A 16,173-nucleotide genomic window follows, 5' to 3' on the forward strand; every position below is an offset into this window, starting at 1 on the left:
TTCCAGCAGTTCCAGCAGTGGCCGTGTGTCCCAGGATATTAAGACGCCGTCCTCTGGAAGCTCTGGAGGTTCCAGCAGTTCCAGCAGTGGCCGTGTGTCCCAGGATATTAAGACGCCGTCCTCTGGAAGCTCTGGAGGTTCCTCCGCCGGGGGATACACACCGGCGGGCGCAGGAAGCGACTACTACGCATCCAGAATCATGAGCCAGGAGGACCAGGACCTTCTGCATTCTTATGGTGCAAACTGGAACGCCGCGACAACCCAGGAAGAAAAGGACTACTGGCACGACCAGGCGGAGATCCTGCGGAACTCTTACGGGTACCGTGGTGGCGAAGACGGAAGCGAGTACATCGAGCTGATGCGGAAACAAGACCAGGCCATCCCGGCGAAGGGGGAATATGACCTGAGCGAGTACCTGCGCAAGGCCTACGCTTCCCAGCTTGAGGCACAGCTCGCCGGACTCAAGGTGGCCTACGAAAAGAGCATGGCTGGCTACGACGACCAGGAGGCGAGGCTGCCACAGCAGTATGACGCGGCCCGGAACAACGTGGCAGCCCAGGACGCCCTGGCAAGGAAGGCCTTTGACGAGCGGGCAGCGGCCTCCGGACTGTCATCCGGGGCGGCGGGGCAGGCGGAGCTTGCCCGGAGCAGCGCATACCAGCGGGACATCGCCAATCTGGACCAGGCAAAGGCAAACGCGCTCAGCGACATCCAGCTGGCAAAAACGAACCTTAAGTATCAGTATGAAAGCGCCATCGCCGAGGCAAGAGCCAGCGGAAACTCCACTCTCGCCACCGCGCTGTACAAGGAGCTGGTCCGGGTACAGGGCCTGGAGCGGGAAGACGATCAGCTGGCCGCAGCCCAGGAGGCAGCGGACCTGGAACTTGCCCTGAAATATGGACTTTACACCGGCGTGGGAGATACCGCCGCGGCAGAAACGCCGGCTCCGGCGGGAAGTGCCGCGAGCACGTCCACAAATACGTCAAGAAGTGGAAAGGGATATGACAACGGCGGGCTGACCGCACAGCAGATAAAGGCCATGCAGGCATACTACGGCGTGACCAAGGACGGCCTTTGGGGCCCGAACAGCCAGAAGGCGGCGGGCGGGCTGAGCGCACAGCAGGCGTGGGAGAAGTATCAGCAGGAGAATGGGACCACGGGCGGCTCTTTCTGGACCGGTTACGGCGGGACGGGATCTGGGAATCAGACAAGTCTTGACTACGATCCGGACGAAGGGGTCTTCGTATGGGCAGGGAAAGCCTACTATGACGTGAACGCCCTGCTCAATGCAATCGAGTCCGCTAACCTGACGGCGTCTCAGAAGGAAAAACTGAAGACAAAATTTAAGGCGTGTGGATTTGACATCAGCTTTAACTAAGGAGGACAGACATGGGCGTCACACTCACAAATCAAGCAACGGGCCAGGTGTTCTCCAGCGGGAAAGAGGAAAGGGCTTCCACGGCTTCCGCAAAGCAGGAGCGCGTCTATCAGTCAAAAAGCGGTTCTGTTTCGCTGACCGTGAAGCAGCAGACGCAGCAGAAGGAGACGGCGGGGGCAAGCCCCCGCCCTGCTGCTTACGACTCAAGCGATGAGCAGGATGACGCCGGGTCGCTCTCCTTCTGGCAGAGGGTATGGAACACGGTGAATGGCGCGGTCAAGAGCAGCGCGTCAGGCATGACGGACGCGTCCAGGGCGCTGTATGAGTCCGGGCATAACGCACGCGCCGCCCGGGACGCTGAGACCATGGCGGAGTACAGCCGGAGTCTGGACCGGGCAAAGTATGACATGCGCGTCATGCTGGAAGAAAACGCAAAGGCGCCCGGTACATGGGCGGACCGGGACCTTCGGTCTCAACAGAACATCATCGACGATTGGCAGCGCAAGTATGACGCCATGGCAAAGGTTTCCGGGGAGCAGGTCCAGCAGAAGGCGACACAAGCCGCCGCACAGCTTGCCGACACGGTTCAGGAGAGCGCACAGAAGGACATCGAGACCGCAAAGAAGGGTCTTGGGACCGTTGGCAGACTGGCTGTTGACGCGGGCGTTGCCGGTACCCAGATGCTGGGGGACGCGGCGGCAAACATTGTGGCACCAGGCGCCGGACTTGCATCCATGGGCTACCGGGCCTTCGGCTCCGGCGCGCAGCAGGCGCGGCTCAACGGGGCAACGCTTGCCCAGCAGCTGGGATACGGTGCGGCATCCGCAGGCGTGGAAGTGCTCAGCGAAAAGATCTTCGACGGCCTGGCCGGAATCTACGGCGGCGGTGCGGCGGACGATATTGTGGAGGGCGTCATCCGGAAGATGGCCGGGAGTAAGAACGGACGACGCGCCCTCCATGTGCTGGCCAGCGGCGCGGGCGAGGCGCTGGAGGAGGTCGTGTCCGGGGCCATCTCTCCCGCCCTGGAGTCCATCTACGACGGGAAGGACCCGATGAGCCATTACAGCGCGGAGACCGTCACCGACATACTCCACGACGCGGCAGTGGGCGGCATCCTGGGCGGACTCGGCGGCGCGGTCAGCGTGGCCACAGGGAAGTACAAGCCTGGAGTAAACGCACAGACGGCACAGGAATCCGCGCAGGAGACCGCAGGAGCGCGGATAGCGCAGCAGGATACCGTGGACACGGCACAGAAGAAGGCGGCAGCAGAGGCCGCCACAGGCGGAAATGGACAGGGTACGCAGACAACCACCGGGGACGCGCTGCTGGACGCAATCATCAAGACCATGCAACCTGTCACCAACAAGCAGGCGGAGGCGATTCTCAACGACCCGGCATCTGCCGCGCAGCTTGGCATCGACACAGGCGGCATGACCAAATCCCAGCAGCGGGAGGCGGTGAAGGAGCGGGTAGCGCAGATGCAGCTGGAGGTCCCATATGACCGGGGGACGGACCCGCTTTTGCAGGCCATTGTGGGTGGGATTTCTACACGGCAGGATGTAGAAAACCGGAATGGTTTTGACAGCAGGAGCGGGGCGGGGTATACTGAGAACACAGAAAACGCTGCTTTAGGAGGCGAACAGAATGGAACCCAACTGGACGGAGCTGCTGGAGAAGGAGTACGGGCAGGAACCGGAGCGGTCGGTGGTAGAGAGTATGCGGAATGGCAAGGACCTCTCGGACAAGGAGATCTATCAAATCATGGAGTCGTTCTGGTAAACAGCGAGACAGACACATCCTGCTCCACCTTATCCGCAAGCGCCTGCCGGGCGGCACGCTCCTCCTTCAAGGCCGTGAACACCTGGATCATGGCGTCCGGGTCGGAGAGCATCTTCTCCACCGTCTCGGCGGTGGCGTACATCCCGTGGCGGCGGATGGTGGGGAGGACCTCCTGCGTCACCCAGTCTGTGAACTTCTCCGCCTGGGGGAGACGGGAGCTGAACACAAGGCGGTAGAGGTCGGATTCGGGGATGAATTTTATTTCCTGCGCCCCTCCGGATGTAGGGAGTCGGCGAATCACCGACCCCTTGCAATGGGACGATACCGCATCTGCTGGACGGCTATACCCAAGTGCCTTCGCCACGTCGCTCCCACAGAACAGCACAGCGCCGTTCTCCTCTATGGTTCTGACTTCGCCGAAGTCTGGGTTGTTGAATACTTGAAGTTCGTTCATGTTGGCTCCTTTCTGTCTGTTTATTATTCACCTTTTCAAGATACTTTTAGACCAAAAAAATTTGGTCCACCTGTTCCGCAGACAGGCCAAGGACCCGCTTCAGCGCACGGATGTCCGCAAGGTTGAACTCTGCGCCGTTATAATTGTTCGTCTTTGCGTTGAATCTGGACACGCTGATCCCGATTTGCTTGGCGGTCTCCTCCTGGGTCAGTCCGCAGGAGCGCATTGCCCCCTTGAACATGTTTACATTCATACAATCACCTCAATTCACCTTTTCAAGATACCAACAGTATAGAATTATTTTTTCACGCTGTCAAGATATTTTTTCTTGACAAAAATATTTAAATCGTTATTATTAAGATACACACAACAAAGGACGTGATGGATGTGACAGCAGGAGAAAAGATCAAAATGCACCGGAAAAGAATGGGTTTGACCCAGGTCGAATTCGGAGAACGGCTCGGCGTGAAGAAGAACGCCGTAAGCAAATGGGAGTGCGGAAGGGTGTACGACATCCCCGCGTCCAAGATCAAGGCCATGGCGGAGATGTTTTGCGTCAGGCCCTCCTACCTCATCGACGATGACCAGGAGGCTGTCACCATCCCCGGGAACGTCATGCCAATGCCGTCCATGATCGCCCGCCCGCGCCTGGGCACTATCGCCTGCGGTGAGCCTATCCTGGCAGAGCAGAATATCGAAGGCTACGACCAGATCCCAGATTTCGTGAAGTGCGACTTCACCCTTCTGTGCAAGGGGGACAGCATGATCGGCGCCAGAATCCACGACGGTGATATCGTCTGCATCAAGCAGCAGCCGGAGGTGGAGAACGGCCAGATCGCCGCCGTTCTGGTGGACGGGGACGAGGCCACGCTGAAACGGTTCTATTTTGAAAACGGCACCGTCACCCTCCAGGCAGAGAATCCCGCATATCCTCCAAAGGTTTTTACGGGGGACGATGTAAATAATGTCCGTGTGCTGGGGCTGGCTACCCACTTTATCAGCAAGGTAAGGTGAGGCACATGGGCGCAAAAAAAGACGCCCGATGCTGCGAACATCGGACGTCAGACGCAAAATCAACACCAACCAGGCAACCACCACGAAGCCAAACCACAAGAACACCCACCACAGGCAATTCAAGGGGGATAGTGCACACTTTGCGAGAACAGTATAGCACTTTTCCTCCCGGTAGGCAAATGGTTTTTACGAGGAGGAATGTAAAATGGCAGCAAAGAAAAAGGCGAAATACTATTGCAGACCGGACGGGATCTTTGAGACCTCCCGGACCATCAACGGAAAGCGGGTGAAATTCAGGGGAAGGACATGCCAGGAAGTGGACAAGAAGATCCTGGAGTACGACACGGACCGAAAACAGGGCCGCAAGCTGCCGGAGATCGCGGACGAGTGGTACAAGCAGCATGAGGCGGATATCAGCTACAGCACCTACAAGGTATACGGACTTGCGGTAAAGCGGATCAAGGAGTATTTTACACAGCGGGCCGGAGATATCAAACCCATTGACGTCAAGCGGTACATCACCCAGTTTGAGGGGAAAGGCTACGCAAAGCACACCGTTTCCATTGAGCTTACTGTGCTCAAGCAGATTTTCTCCCACGCCGTCATGCAGGGAGACATTGAAGTCAGCCCGGCGGTTGAGGTAAGGCACGGGAAGAATCTCCCGGAGAAAAAGCGTTCTGCGCTGACCGAGGAGCAGGAATACCAGGTGGAACGGTGCCGGACCGGAAAGTGGTGGCTGCTGGGGCTCATGCTGCTGTACACCGGATGCCGCCGGGGGGAGCTGCTGGCCCTGGAATGGAAGGACATCGACCGGACGAATATGGTCATCCACATCACAAAAAAACTGAATTACGCATATGGAAATATCCCGCACCTGGAACATCACCTGAAAAGCGAGAACGGGAAACGGGATATTCCTCTGTTAAAGCCGCTGGCTGACGCTCTTCCGAGAAACCGGATCGGGAAGATTTTTCCAAACAAAGATGGAAATTATATGTCGCTTGCCCAGTTTAACAGAGTATGGAAAGCGTATTGCCACGACACAGGGCTGACGAAATGGGAATATGACGCGGACAATAATCCGGTTGAGGTGCCCGTCGTCACCCCGCATTACTTCCGCCATTCGTTCAGTACGATTTGCTTTGAGGCCGGGATAGACCCGAAGTCTACCGCCGCTTTTGTCGGGGACACGGAGCAGATCGTGAGGAATATTTATACAGACCTGCGGTCCAAACACCACGCCTCCAGCGCGGACAAGGTAAATGCTTATCTGGAAATGCGAATGGCCGAAAACGAAAGAAAAGCGAATGGATCTTGAGTGTAAAGGCGCTGCATTTACTGTGTCCGTTACTGTGTCTTTTATGTGTCCTAAATACCTACAAACTATAACAAATAATCGCAAGTCTGTGCAACCCACAAACCATTGTGGCGCAACGGAAAGCCAGTGTTTTCAATGGATTAGTGGAATTGAGGTTATTCTAAGAAATTCTTAAACACTTCTTAATTGTATTTTGCCTCACTCTCCGGTATACTGGCCGTACTAGAACACTTCATACAGTTCGGACCGGCGGCCCAGTCCGCCGGGATACCAGGAAGGAGGGACTTCCGTGCTGAATTTAGATTACCGGGACGCCCGACCCATCTACGAGCAGGTCAAGGACGGACTGCGGCGGCTGATGGTGACCGGGGTGATCCGGGAGGGGGAAAAGCTGCCCTCGGTGCGGACCATGGCCAGCACCCTGGCCATCAACCCCAACACCATCCAGCGGGCCTATGAGGCCCTGGAGTCGGAGGGCTATCTCTGCTCCGTCCCCGGCAAGGGTTCCTTTGCCGCCCCCCACACCGGGGTGGACCGGGGGCGGAAGGAAGAACTGCTCCAGGTCTTTGACCGGACAGCGGCGGAGCTGCTGTTTCTGGGCATGGACGGAGAGACGCTGTGGGCCCGCATCCGGGCCATGGAAAGGGGAGAGGCGCAATGATCCAGGTGAACAACGTGACCAAGACCTTCGAGGGCTTCAAGGCCCTGGACGGCCTGACCATGAAGGTGGAGCGGGGCTCCATTTACGGCTTGGTGGGCCCCAACGGAGCGGGAAAATCCACCATTCTGCGGCACATTACGGGGGTGTACCGTCCGGACAGCGGTTCCGTGCTGGTGGACGGCCAGTCGGTCTATGAGAATCCGGCGGTGAAGGCCAAGATCGCCGTCATCCCCGACGAGCTGTACTACTTCGCCTCCGCCTCCACCCGGGACATGATGAAGTTTTACCGGGGGCTCTACCCCAGGTTTGACGACAAGCGGTATCAGGCCCTGAAGGAGGCCTTCCCCGAGGTGGACGAGAAACAGCCCATCCGCCGCCTGTCCAAGGGCATGCAGAAGCAGTCGGCCTTCTGGCTGGCCCTGTGCTGCGAGCCCGACCTGCTGGTGCTGGACGAGCCGGTGGACGGCCTGGATCCGGTGATGCGGCGGCAGGTCTGGTCCCTGCTCATGGGGGACGTGGCCCAGCGGGGGACCACGGTGCTGGTCTCCTCCCACAACCTGCGGGAGCTGGAGGACGTGTGTGACCACGTGGGCATCCTGTCCCACGGGAAGGTGCTGCTGGAGCGGTCCCTCACCGACCTCCAGGACAACATCGTCAAGCTCCAGGCGGCCTTCGCCCAGTCCGAGCCGCCCCAGCTGCCCCGTGACATGAACATCCTCCACACCTCCCAGGTGGGCCGGGTGTACACTTACATCGTCCGGGGCAACCCGGCGGAGATCAAGAGCCGGATGGCGGCGTACAGCCCCATTCTGCTGGAGGTCCTGCCCCTGTCCCTGGAGGAGATCTTTATTTATGAATTGGGAGGTGAGGACTATGGGGTCCGTGACATCATTCTTTAATTCCACCCTCTACCGGAAAACCATGGCCCGGTTCTGGCCCCTGTGGGCCCTGTACGGCGTGATCTGGGTCTTTGCCGTCCCGCTGAATCTGATGAACTGCTATTTCAACGCCCTCCGCTGGGGCCAGGGGGTCTCCCAGGCCCAGGCGGAGCTGCTGGACCGGGCCCTGGAGCTGCCCGACGTCCTGATGGTGGGGCTGTTCCTGTCTGTGGTCTGCGGCGTGCTGGCGGCCATGGCGGTGTTCGGCTATCTGTACAACAACCGGGCGGCCTGCACCATGCACGCCCTCCCCGTGCGGCGGGAGGCCCTGTTCTGGTCCAACTACCTGGCGGGCCTCAGCTTCCTGCTGCTACCCCAGCTGGCGGCGGCCCTGATGGGGGCGGCGGTGGAGCTGGCCTTGCTGCCCCCCGCGGAGTGGGGGCAGGCGCTGTCCGCCCTGGGGACCCTGTTCCTGGCCCAGAGCGGCACCGCCCTGTTCTTCTTTTCCTTCGCCGCCTTCTGCGCCATGTTCACCGGGCACCTGCTGGCCCTGCCCGCCTTTTACGGGATCCTAAATGGGCTGGTGATTTCCGTCTACTTCCTGGTCACGTCCCTGATGGACCTGTTTTTCTTCGGCTATCCCGGGATGCGGGCGGATGGCCCGCTGGTGCGGTATCTGACTCCGGTGTACGCCCTGGGGGAGGCCTGCCAGTGGCAGACGGCTTACAGCGACTCCGGGGAAGCGCTGTCCCGCAGCCTGGAGTCCCCCGGAACCGTGGCGGCCTATGCCGCCGCCGGGGTAGTATTGGCTGTGCTGGCCCTGCTGGTCTACCAGCGCCGCCATGTGGAGTCCGCCGGGGATGTGGTGGCCGTTCCCCTGGTTCGTCCCCTGTTCCGGTACGGGGTGGCCTTCTGCGTGGGCCTGTGCTTCGGCGTGTGCACCGCCGCCTTCTTCAACTGGACCGAGGCCCTGCCCATGTCCCTGTGCGTCATCCTCTGGGGCGTGGTGGGCTGCTTCGCGGCGGAGATGCTGCTGAAAAAATCCTTCCGGGTGCTGAAATACTGGAAGCACGCCCTGGCGGTGGCCGCGGCCATGACCCTGCTGTGTGCCGCCTTTGCCATGGATTGGTTCGGAATCGAGAATAAAGTGCCTGACGCCGGAGCGGTCAGCTCCCTGACCCTCGACCTCGATATGGGCTATCCCTATGACAAGGCCCGCAGCTACAGCGGAGAGGTGACCGACCCCGACCAGATCCGGAAGGTGGTGGACCTGCACCGGGCCATCGTCCAGGACAAGGACCGGGTGGACCAAAACAGCGATGGCTACCAACCGGGGGAGGACGCCATTTACTTCAGCGTGACCTACACCCTGACCAGCGGCGCCACTCTGGAGCGGCGGTACTACTCCGTCCCCATCTATCAGGATGAGCGGGACCTGGAGGGCTCCATCACCTGGCAGGCCCAGCAGTTTATCCAGGACCGGGAGCTGGTGGAGGACCAGTACGGCTTTGACCAGTGTGAGGAGGGCCGGCTGGTGGAGGCCTACCTCACCGACCTGTACCAGCTGTATGAAAACGGTTCCCGGCAGGAACAGTCCAGACGCTATCTGGACGGAATCACCGGGGAGGAGCTGGAAGACCTGTGGCAGGCGGTCCGGGCCGATTTCCGGGATGGCACCATCGGCGTGCGCTACCTCTTTGAGGACCAGGAGCGCATGGACAACACCTACCGTACCGACCTGACCTTCTCCTTTGAGATAACCAGCCTGGGCGTCAGAGGGCAGACGGTGGTCAGAGGCAGGGAGCTGACCATCACCCTCACTCCCAACGCCCAGCGGACCCTGGCCTGGCTGGAGGAGTTCTCCGGCCTGGGGGAGCGCTATGAGCTGCGGCCCCACACCCCCTCCGAAGAGCCGGAGGAGGAAGAGTTTCCCCTTGACATGCCCATGACTGTTGAGGTCCTGGATACGAAGGGCTGATCTCCCGGCGCAGTCCCGCGCCAACCGGTTCGCCACAGAATAAGCGAACTCCGTGAACGTCCGTCGTTCCACGTGAAACGGCCGCCCAATGGGCGGCCGTTTCTGATTCCCACTGCCGCAGGGACCGCCGCGGCGTCGGTTTTTGAGGTTTATTACCTGGGACCAATGATGTTTATTGCATATTTGCAATAATGTGTCAACCTCAGTCAGAAACAGTGTCCGATGCCACAAGAATCTTGTTGCTTTTTCATTCGGCCTTCGATATAATTCATAACAAGAGCGGAAAGATGGGCGTCCCAGAGACGCCAAAACCAAATATTGGAGGTTTCAGACACTATGAAGGAAATCTATGTTGTCAACTGCTGCCGCACCGCCATTGGTTCCTTTGGCGGCTCCCTGAAGGACACCCCCGCCGCTGATCTGGGCGGTATTGTGATCAAGGAGGCCCTGAACCGGGCCGGCGTCAAGCCCGAGCAGGTGGACGAGGTCATGTTCGGCTGCGTCCTCACCTCTGCCCTGGGCCAGAATCCCGCCCGCCAGGCCGCCATCAAGGCCGGTGTGCCCATCTCCGTCCCCGCTTATACCGTCGGCATGGTCTGCGGCTCCGGCATGAAGTCCGTCATCGAGGCCGGCCGTACCATCGCCTCCGGCGACGCCGACATCATCGTGGCCGGCGGCATGGAGAATATGTCCGCCGCCCCTTACGCCCTGCCTGCCGAGCGCTGGGGCGCCCGCATGGGTGATAAGAAGGTCATCGACACCATGATCAAGGACGGCCTGTGGGACGCCTACAACAACTACCACATGGGCACCACCGCCGAGAACATCTGCGACATCTGGGGCATCACCCGCCAGGAGCTGGACGAGTTCGCCGCCTCCTCCCAGAATAAGGCTGAGGCCGCCATCAACTCCGGCCGCTTCAACGACGAGATCGTCCCCGTGATGGTCAAGCAGAAGAAGCAGATGGTGGAGTTCAAGGTGGACGAGTTCCCCCGCGCCGGCGTCACCGCCGAGGGCATCAGCAAGCTGAAGGGCGCCTTCCCCGTGGGCCCCGAGGGCGTGGAGGAGCAGGTGGTCCACACCTTTGAGATGACCCAGGTCCACGAGGCCGATACCCGCAAGCACGAGCAGCGCGTCACCGCCGCCAACGCCTCCGGCATCAACGACGGCGCCGCCGCCATCATCCTGGCCTCCGGCGAGGCCGTGGAGAAGTACGGCCTGAAGCCCATGGCCAAGCTGGTCTCCTGGGGCCAGGGCGGCGTGGACCCCAAGATCATGGGCGTGGGTCCCGTTCCCGCTTCCCGTCAGGCCATGGACAAGGCCGGCCTGACCATCGAGGACATTGACCTGGTGGAGGCCAACGAGGCGTTTGCCGCCCAGTCCATCGCCGTGGCCCGCGAGCTGCACTTCGACATGAGCAAGGTCAATGTCAACGGCGGCGCCATCGCCCTGGGCCACCCCGTCGGCGCTTCCGGCGCCCGCATCATCGTCACCCTGCTCCATGAGCTGGCCAAGCGTGACGAGGCCAAGAAGGGTCTGGCCACCCTGTGCATCGGCGGCGGCATGGGCGTTGCCACCATCTTCGAGAAGTGCTGAGTACATCCCGGCATAAGCTGTGATTCTGGAAGGATCACATAGATAGAGGGAGCCCCCGCGGCGCGGCAGCCGTGGGGGCTCCTCTTTTTGCTTTAGGGAACCAAAGAGAGGACCGCTCCATCATAAAACTTTAACACAATATTCAATATCATCCCGGGGAGAATTGTGCTATGATAGAGACAATCAGGCAGCGGCCCTCCGGGCCGCATCCGTGGGAGGAATGAATGATGTATCAGTCCATCGGTTTTATCGGCACGGGAAACATGGGTTCCGCTCTGGCCCGGGCCGCTGACAAGGGGGCGGAGGAAGGGGCCGTCCTGTATCTGGCAAACCGCACCCCGGCCAAAGCGGAGAAGCTGGCCGGAGAGCTGACCCGGGCCCGGGTGAGTACCAACGGGGAGATCGCCGAACGCTGCGATCTGATCTTCCTGGGGGTAAAGCCCCAGATGATGCCCGGCGTGCTGGAGGAGCTGGCCCCCGTCCTGGCGGCCCGGACCGGCCGTTTTGTGCTGGCCACCATGGCCGCCGGGCTGTCCTGCGCCCGCATCCGGGAGCTGGCGGGGGTGGACTGCCCCGTGATCCGGCTGATGCCCAACACCCCGGCTTCCATCGGAGCGGGAGTGGTCCAATACTGCGGACTGGAAGCCTCCGGGGAGGAGTTGGACGCCTTTGCCGGGCTGCTGGCCCCCGCCGGGCTGGTGGACCGGGTGCCGGAGAATCTGATCGACGCCGCCTCCGCCGTCTCCGGCTGCGGCCCCGCCTTCGCCTACCTGTTCATCGAGGCGCTGGCGGACGGCGGCGTGGCCTGCGGCCTGCCCCGGGACAAGGCCCTGGCCTATGCCGCCCAGATGGCGGCGGGCTCCGCCCGGATGGTGCTGGAGAGCGGAAAGCACCCCGGCGCTTTGAAGGATGCGGTGTGTTCTCCCGGTGGCACCACCATCCAGGGCGTGCGGACCTTGGAGGAGCGGGGCTTCCGGGGCGCCGCCATGGACGCGGTCATTGCCGCTTATGAGAAGACCCTGGCCCTGGGCAAAAAGGACTGACATGGCGTAAAACGGCTGTAGTTAGGAGAAAGAAAGTATGCGAATCGTTGTCAAAGTGGGCACCTCCACCCTGGCCCACGCCACCGGGCGGCTGAACATCCGCCATGTGGAGGAACTGGTCAAGGTGCTGTCCGATCTGAAAAACGCGGGCCATGAGATGATCCTGGTATCCTCGGGAGCCATCGGCATGGGGGTGGGCAAGCTGAACCTGCCCGGACGTCCCGCCGACATGCCCACCAAGCAGGCCGCCGCCGCCGTGGGCCAGTGCGAGCTGATGTACACCTACGACAAGCTGTTTTCCCAGTATAACCATACCGTGGCCCAGGTCCTGCTGACCGGGGAGGACGTGGACCACGAGGACCGGCGGCACAACTTTGAGAACACCATGTTCCGCCTGCTGGAGCTGGGGGCCCTGCCTGTCATCAATGAGAACGACACCGTGGCCACCGCCGAGATCAAGGTGGGCGACAACGACACCCTGGGGGCCATTGTGGCCTGCTCCGTGGAGGCCGACCTGCTGGTGCTGCTCAGCGACATCGAGGGGCTGTACACCGCCGACCCCCGGCAGGACCGGTCCGCCCGGCTGGTACCCGTGGTGGAGGCGGTCACCCCCGAGATCGAGGCCCTGGCCGGGGGCAAGGGCAGCGAGCTGGCCACCGGCGGCATGGCCACCAAGCTGCGGGCCGCCAAAATGGTCACCGCCCGGGGCTGCGACATGGTCATCACCAACGGGGAGCACCCCGAGCGCCTCTATGACATCGTGGAGGGCAAGGCAGTGGGCACACGGTTTTTGGGAAGCAACAAATAAGTACAGGAGGGGACGGAAATGGTCATGGTCCTGTTTCGGGTGACCGTGAAGGAAGGGTGCATGGAAGATTACCGGGCTTTGAGCCAGGCCTTGCGGGAACATCTGAAAGAACAGCCCGGCTTTTTGAGATCGGAGGGCTTTGTGTCCGGCACCGATCCCAACACCCTGCTGGGCATCAATTACTGGGAAAATGAGGACTTTGTGGCCCAGTGGCGCAACCGGCTGGAACACCGCCGCTGTCAACAGCGGGGGAGAGAGGCTCTTTTCCAGGATTACCGGGTAACCGTGGCCCAGGTCCTGCGCTCCTATACCGAGGAGGACCGGACTCAGGCTCCTGATGACTCAAAGGAATATTTCCACTAAATAATACAGGGAGGTCTGTGTTATGACCACAATGGAACTTTTGACCCAGGCCAAAGGGGCCAAGGCCGCCATGGCTCTGGCGGATACGGATACCAAAAACAAGGCCCTGCTGGCCATGGCCGGGGCTCTGGAGGAACACACGTCGGACATTCTGGCCGCCAACGCCCTGGATCTGGAGGGGGCCCGGGGGACCATCTCCGAGGTGATGCTGGACCGGCTGGCCCTCAGCGAGAGCCGGATCGCCGGCATGGCCAAGGGCATCCGGGAGGTAGCCGCCCTGCCCGACCCGGTGGGGGAGGTGCTGGCCCGGGTGGAGCGGCCCAACGGTCTGGTCATTGAGCGCACCGCCGTCCCCATGGGGGTCATCGCCATCATCTACGAGAGCCGCCCCAACGTCACCTCCGACGCCGCCGCCCTGGCCCTGAAGGCGGGGAGCGCCTGCGTCCTGCGCTGCGGTAAGGAGGCCCACCGCTCCGCCGCCGCCATTGTGGCCGCCCTGCGGGAGGGACTGTCCGCCGCCGGACTGCCCCAGGAGGCCCTGGGGCTGGTGGAGGACACCACCCGGGCCTCCGCCAATGAGCTGATGTGCGCCCGGGGCTATGTGGACCTGCTCATCCCCCGGGGCGGCGCCGGACTCATCCGGGCCTGCGTGGACAACGCCACCGTCCCCGTCCTGGAGACAGGGACCGGCATCTGCCACATCTATGTGGACAAAGCCGCCGACCAGGAGATGGCCCTGGATATTGTGGAAAACGCCAAGTGCTCCCGGCCCAGCGTATGCAACGCCGCCGAGGTTTGCCTGGTCCACAAGGACATTGCCGGCCAGTTCCTGCCCAAGCTGAAGCGCCGCCTGGTGGATGACCGGGCCGCCCGGGGGGAGCAGCCCGTGGAGCTGCGGCTGGGCGGCTGCGCCTTTGACACGGTGGAGGGCACCCCCGCCGGTCCCGGGGACTTTGACACCGAGTTTTTGGACTATATCCTGGCCGTGGGTATTGTGGACGGAGTGGACGCCGCCATGGCCCACATCGCTGCCCATTCCACCGGCCACTCCGAGGCCATCGTCACCGCCGACGAGGCGGCGGCGCGGAAGTTCCTGGCGGGGGTGGACTCCGCGGCCGTCTACTGGAACGCCTCCACCCGGTTCACTGACGGAGGGGAGTTCGGCCTGGGCTGTGAGATGGGCATCTCCACCCAGAAGCTCCACGCCCGGGGCCCCCTGGGCCTGCGGGAGCTGTGCACCTTCAAGTATGTGGTCCGGGGCAGCGGACAGGTCCGCTGAGCAGGGAAAAATTTCCTGCTGACACCGGCGCCCGCCCGGAGTATGATGGGAGGGAGGGGCGCGGTCCGGCCTTCCGGCCAAAGGCTTTTGTTTTCCTGGAAAGGGTGATCGTTATGAACCGATACATGCGTGAATTTGTCAATACCACCGGGGAGCTGCTGGACTCCGACCAGGTGCGGATGATGGGCCAGTGGAAGCACCACGGCCCCATCACCACCCTGGACCACTCCCTGTTTGTGGCCTACCTGTCCTTCCGGGCGGCCAAGGCTCTGGGCATGGACGAGGTGGCCGCCGCCCGGGGCGGCCTGCTCCACGACCTGTACCTCTACGACTCCAAGGACAAGTCCGCCCACCCCGGCTGGCAGTGCTTTGACCATCCCCGGGCCGCGGCCCGGAACGCCGAGGGCCTGACCAAGCTGTCGGCCAAGGAGCGCAACATCATCCTGTCCCACATGTGGCCCCTGGGAGGCGCCCTGCCCCGGTCCCGGGAGGCCTGGCTGGTGGACCTGGTGGACACCTTCTGCGCCGGACTGGAAGTATTTCGCATCTATCACCCCGCCAAGCTACGCCGGCGGCTGGGGGTTTGTCCCCTGGTCACTGTCCACTGAAGGCGGACATAAGAGCTCCTCTCTCACACAGCAGAGAGGAGCTTTTTGCGGATTGGTCGATTTTGTTCAAAAATTGACGTTTCTGGCCCAATTGGAAAAAATTTTCCTTGTCATGGATGAAATTCCCTGTTATTATGCTATAATGTCAACAGATGCCGGGACAGACTCTGGCCCGGCGCCGAATATAAAATCAGACGGCGGCGTCCTGCCGCCATAGGAGGATAAATTCCAGATGAAGGATCACTCCGCCGCCCTGGCCGCAAAGCGCCAGGAACTGCTGGAGTCCGGTGTGGAGATGCTGGACCCCGCCTCCGTCTATGTGGAGGAGACTGTCACCGTAGGCGCGGGCACCCTGCTGCTGCCCGGCACCATTTTGCGGGGAAACACCGCGGTTGGCCCCAACTGCCAGATCGGGCCCAATGTGATGCTCACCGACTGCGTCGTGGAGGAGGGGACCACCATCAACGCCTCCCAGTGCGAGGAGAGCAGGATCGGCAAGGATTGCCAGATCGGTCCCTATACCCACATCCGGCCCCACTGTGTGGTGGGGGCCGGCTCCAAGATCGGGGCCTTTGTCCAGCTGAAGAACTGCAATCTGGGCGAGGGTACCAAGATGGCCCACCTGACCTATGTGGGGGACAGCGACGTGGGCGACCACTGCAACTTCGGCTGCGGCACCGTCACCTGCAATTACGACGGCTTCAAAAAGTACCGCACCACCATCGGCAGCAACGTGTTCGTGGGCTGCAACACCAACTTTGTACCCCCGGTGACCATTGGGGACGGGGCCTTTATCGCCGCCGCCACCACCGTGACCGAGGACATCCCCGGCGACGCCATGGCCATCGGCCGGTCCCGTCAGGAGGTCAAGGAGGGCTGGGCCGCCGCCAACCGGGAGAAAAAAGGGAAAAAGTGAGCCGGAGCGCTCGCTTCAAATATGGATTCCGCGCCAATAAGAAAAGGAAAATGGCGTGCCCGGCGGGACAGGACCGGGCACATGCCGAACAATGGGAGGA

Annotated in this window: 15 protein-coding genes; 13 read left to right on the plus strand and 2 right to left on the minus strand. The window is 61.5% G+C overall.

Features of this window, described 5'->3' with window-relative positions; translation table 11 throughout:
• The coding region (locus I6E42_RS11640) for a hypothetical protein (RefSeq protein ID WP_412761307.1) at nucleotides 1-1,378 on the plus strand (1,378 nt) is incomplete at its 5' end.
• A 1,759-nt stretch (nucleotides 1,379-3,137) separates the two neighbouring features.
• On the opposite strand, the gene I6E42_RS12940 is transcribed toward I6E42_RS11640, so the two are convergent.
• Both I6E42_RS12940 and I6E42_RS11650 read right to left on the minus strand, forming a co-directional pair.
• Nucleotides 3,138-3,611 carry a BRO-N domain-containing protein gene (locus I6E42_RS12940; RefSeq protein ID WP_412761308.1) on the minus strand — a complete coding sequence of 158 codons (474 nt, stop codon included), beginning with the start codon at nucleotides 3,609-3,611 and terminating at the stop codon, nucleotides 3,138-3,140.
• 46 nt (nucleotides 3,612-3,657) lie between these two features.
• Nucleotides 3,658-3,864: a helix-turn-helix domain-containing protein gene (locus tag I6E42_RS11650; protein WP_235372181.1), complete on the minus strand. Its 207-nt coding sequence runs from the start codon at nucleotides 3,862-3,864 to the stop codon at nucleotides 3,658-3,660.
• 128 nt (nucleotides 3,865-3,992) lie between these two features.
• On the opposite strand from I6E42_RS11650, the gene I6E42_RS11655 reads away from it, so the two are divergent.
• From I6E42_RS11655 to I6E42_RS11710, 12 genes are all read left to right on the plus strand, one after another.
• On the plus strand, nucleotides 3,993-4,625 hold the full coding sequence (locus I6E42_RS11655) for a LexA family protein (protein ID WP_268841994.1): 633 nt from the start codon (nucleotides 3,993-3,995) through the stop codon (nucleotides 4,623-4,625).
• 205 nt (nucleotides 4,626-4,830) lie between these two features.
• The gene (locus tag I6E42_RS11660) at nucleotides 4,831-5,943 is read left to right on the plus strand and encodes a tyrosine-type recombinase/integrase (protein WP_235372183.1); all 1,113 of its coding nucleotides are present in this window, start codon (nucleotides 4,831-4,833) and stop codon (nucleotides 5,941-5,943) included.
• Nucleotides 5,944-6,232: 289 nt separating this feature from the next.
• Nucleotides 6,233-6,604, plus strand: a complete 372-nt coding sequence (locus I6E42_RS11665; RefSeq protein ID WP_235372184.1) for a GntR family transcriptional regulator — start codon at nucleotides 6,233-6,235, stop codon at nucleotides 6,602-6,604.
• On the plus strand, nucleotides 6,601-7,503 hold the full coding sequence (locus I6E42_RS11670) for an ABC transporter ATP-binding protein (protein WP_235372185.1): 903 nt from the start codon (nucleotides 6,601-6,603) through the stop codon (nucleotides 7,501-7,503). Before I6E42_RS11665 ends, I6E42_RS11670 begins: the two co-directional genes overlap by 4 nt.
• Nucleotides 7,487-9,460, plus strand: coding sequence for a hypothetical protein (locus tag I6E42_RS11675; protein WP_235372186.1), 1,974 nt, complete (start codon nucleotides 7,487-7,489; stop codon nucleotides 9,458-9,460). The genes I6E42_RS11670 and I6E42_RS11675 overlap by 17 nt, the downstream gene beginning before the upstream one ends.
• Nucleotides 9,461-9,796: 336 nt before the next feature.
• On the plus strand, nucleotides 9,797-11,056 hold the full coding sequence (locus tag I6E42_RS11680) for an acetyl-CoA C-acetyltransferase (protein WP_235372187.1): 1,260 nt from the start codon (nucleotides 9,797-9,799) through the stop codon (nucleotides 11,054-11,056).
• A gap of 227 nt (nucleotides 11,057-11,283) precedes the next feature.
• The gene (gene proC, locus I6E42_RS11685; protein ID WP_235372202.1) at nucleotides 11,284-12,099 is read left to right on the plus strand and encodes a pyrroline-5-carboxylate reductase; all 816 of its coding nucleotides are present in this window, start codon (nucleotides 11,284-11,286) and stop codon (nucleotides 12,097-12,099) included.
• Between the two features lie 37 nt (nucleotides 12,100-12,136).
• Nucleotides 12,137-12,907: a glutamate 5-kinase gene (gene proB / locus I6E42_RS11690; RefSeq protein ID WP_235372188.1), complete on the plus strand. Its 771-nt coding sequence runs from the start codon at nucleotides 12,137-12,139 to the stop codon at nucleotides 12,905-12,907.
• 18 nt (nucleotides 12,908-12,925) lie between these two features.
• Nucleotides 12,926-13,270 carry an antibiotic biosynthesis monooxygenase family protein gene (locus I6E42_RS11695; RefSeq protein WP_235372189.1) on the plus strand — a complete coding sequence of 115 codons (345 nt, stop codon included), beginning with the start codon at nucleotides 12,926-12,928 and terminating at the stop codon, nucleotides 13,268-13,270.
• Between the two features lie 22 nt (nucleotides 13,271-13,292).
• Nucleotides 13,293-14,549 (plus strand): glutamate-5-semialdehyde dehydrogenase, encoded by a 1,257-nt coding sequence (locus I6E42_RS11700; RefSeq protein ID WP_235372190.1) that lies wholly within the window; start codon nucleotides 13,293-13,295, stop codon nucleotides 14,547-14,549.
• A gap of 113 nt (nucleotides 14,550-14,662) precedes the next feature.
• Complete coding sequence (locus tag I6E42_RS11705) at nucleotides 14,663-15,157, plus strand: HD domain-containing protein (RefSeq protein WP_235372191.1); 495 nt, start codon at nucleotides 14,663-14,665, stop codon at nucleotides 15,155-15,157.
• A 232-nt stretch (nucleotides 15,158-15,389) separates the two neighbouring features.
• Nucleotides 15,390-16,073 (plus strand): UDP-N-acetylglucosamine diphosphorylase, encoded by a 684-nt coding sequence (locus tag I6E42_RS11710; protein WP_235372192.1) that lies wholly within the window; start codon nucleotides 15,390-15,392, stop codon nucleotides 16,071-16,073.
• The last annotated feature ends 100 nt before the right edge of the window (nucleotides 16,074-16,173 follow it).

This window comes from Pseudoflavonifractor phocaeensis (genome assembly GCF_021531815.1).
Lineage (GTDB): Bacteria > Bacillota > Clostridia > Oscillospirales > Oscillospiraceae > Lawsonibacter > Lawsonibacter phocaeensis_A.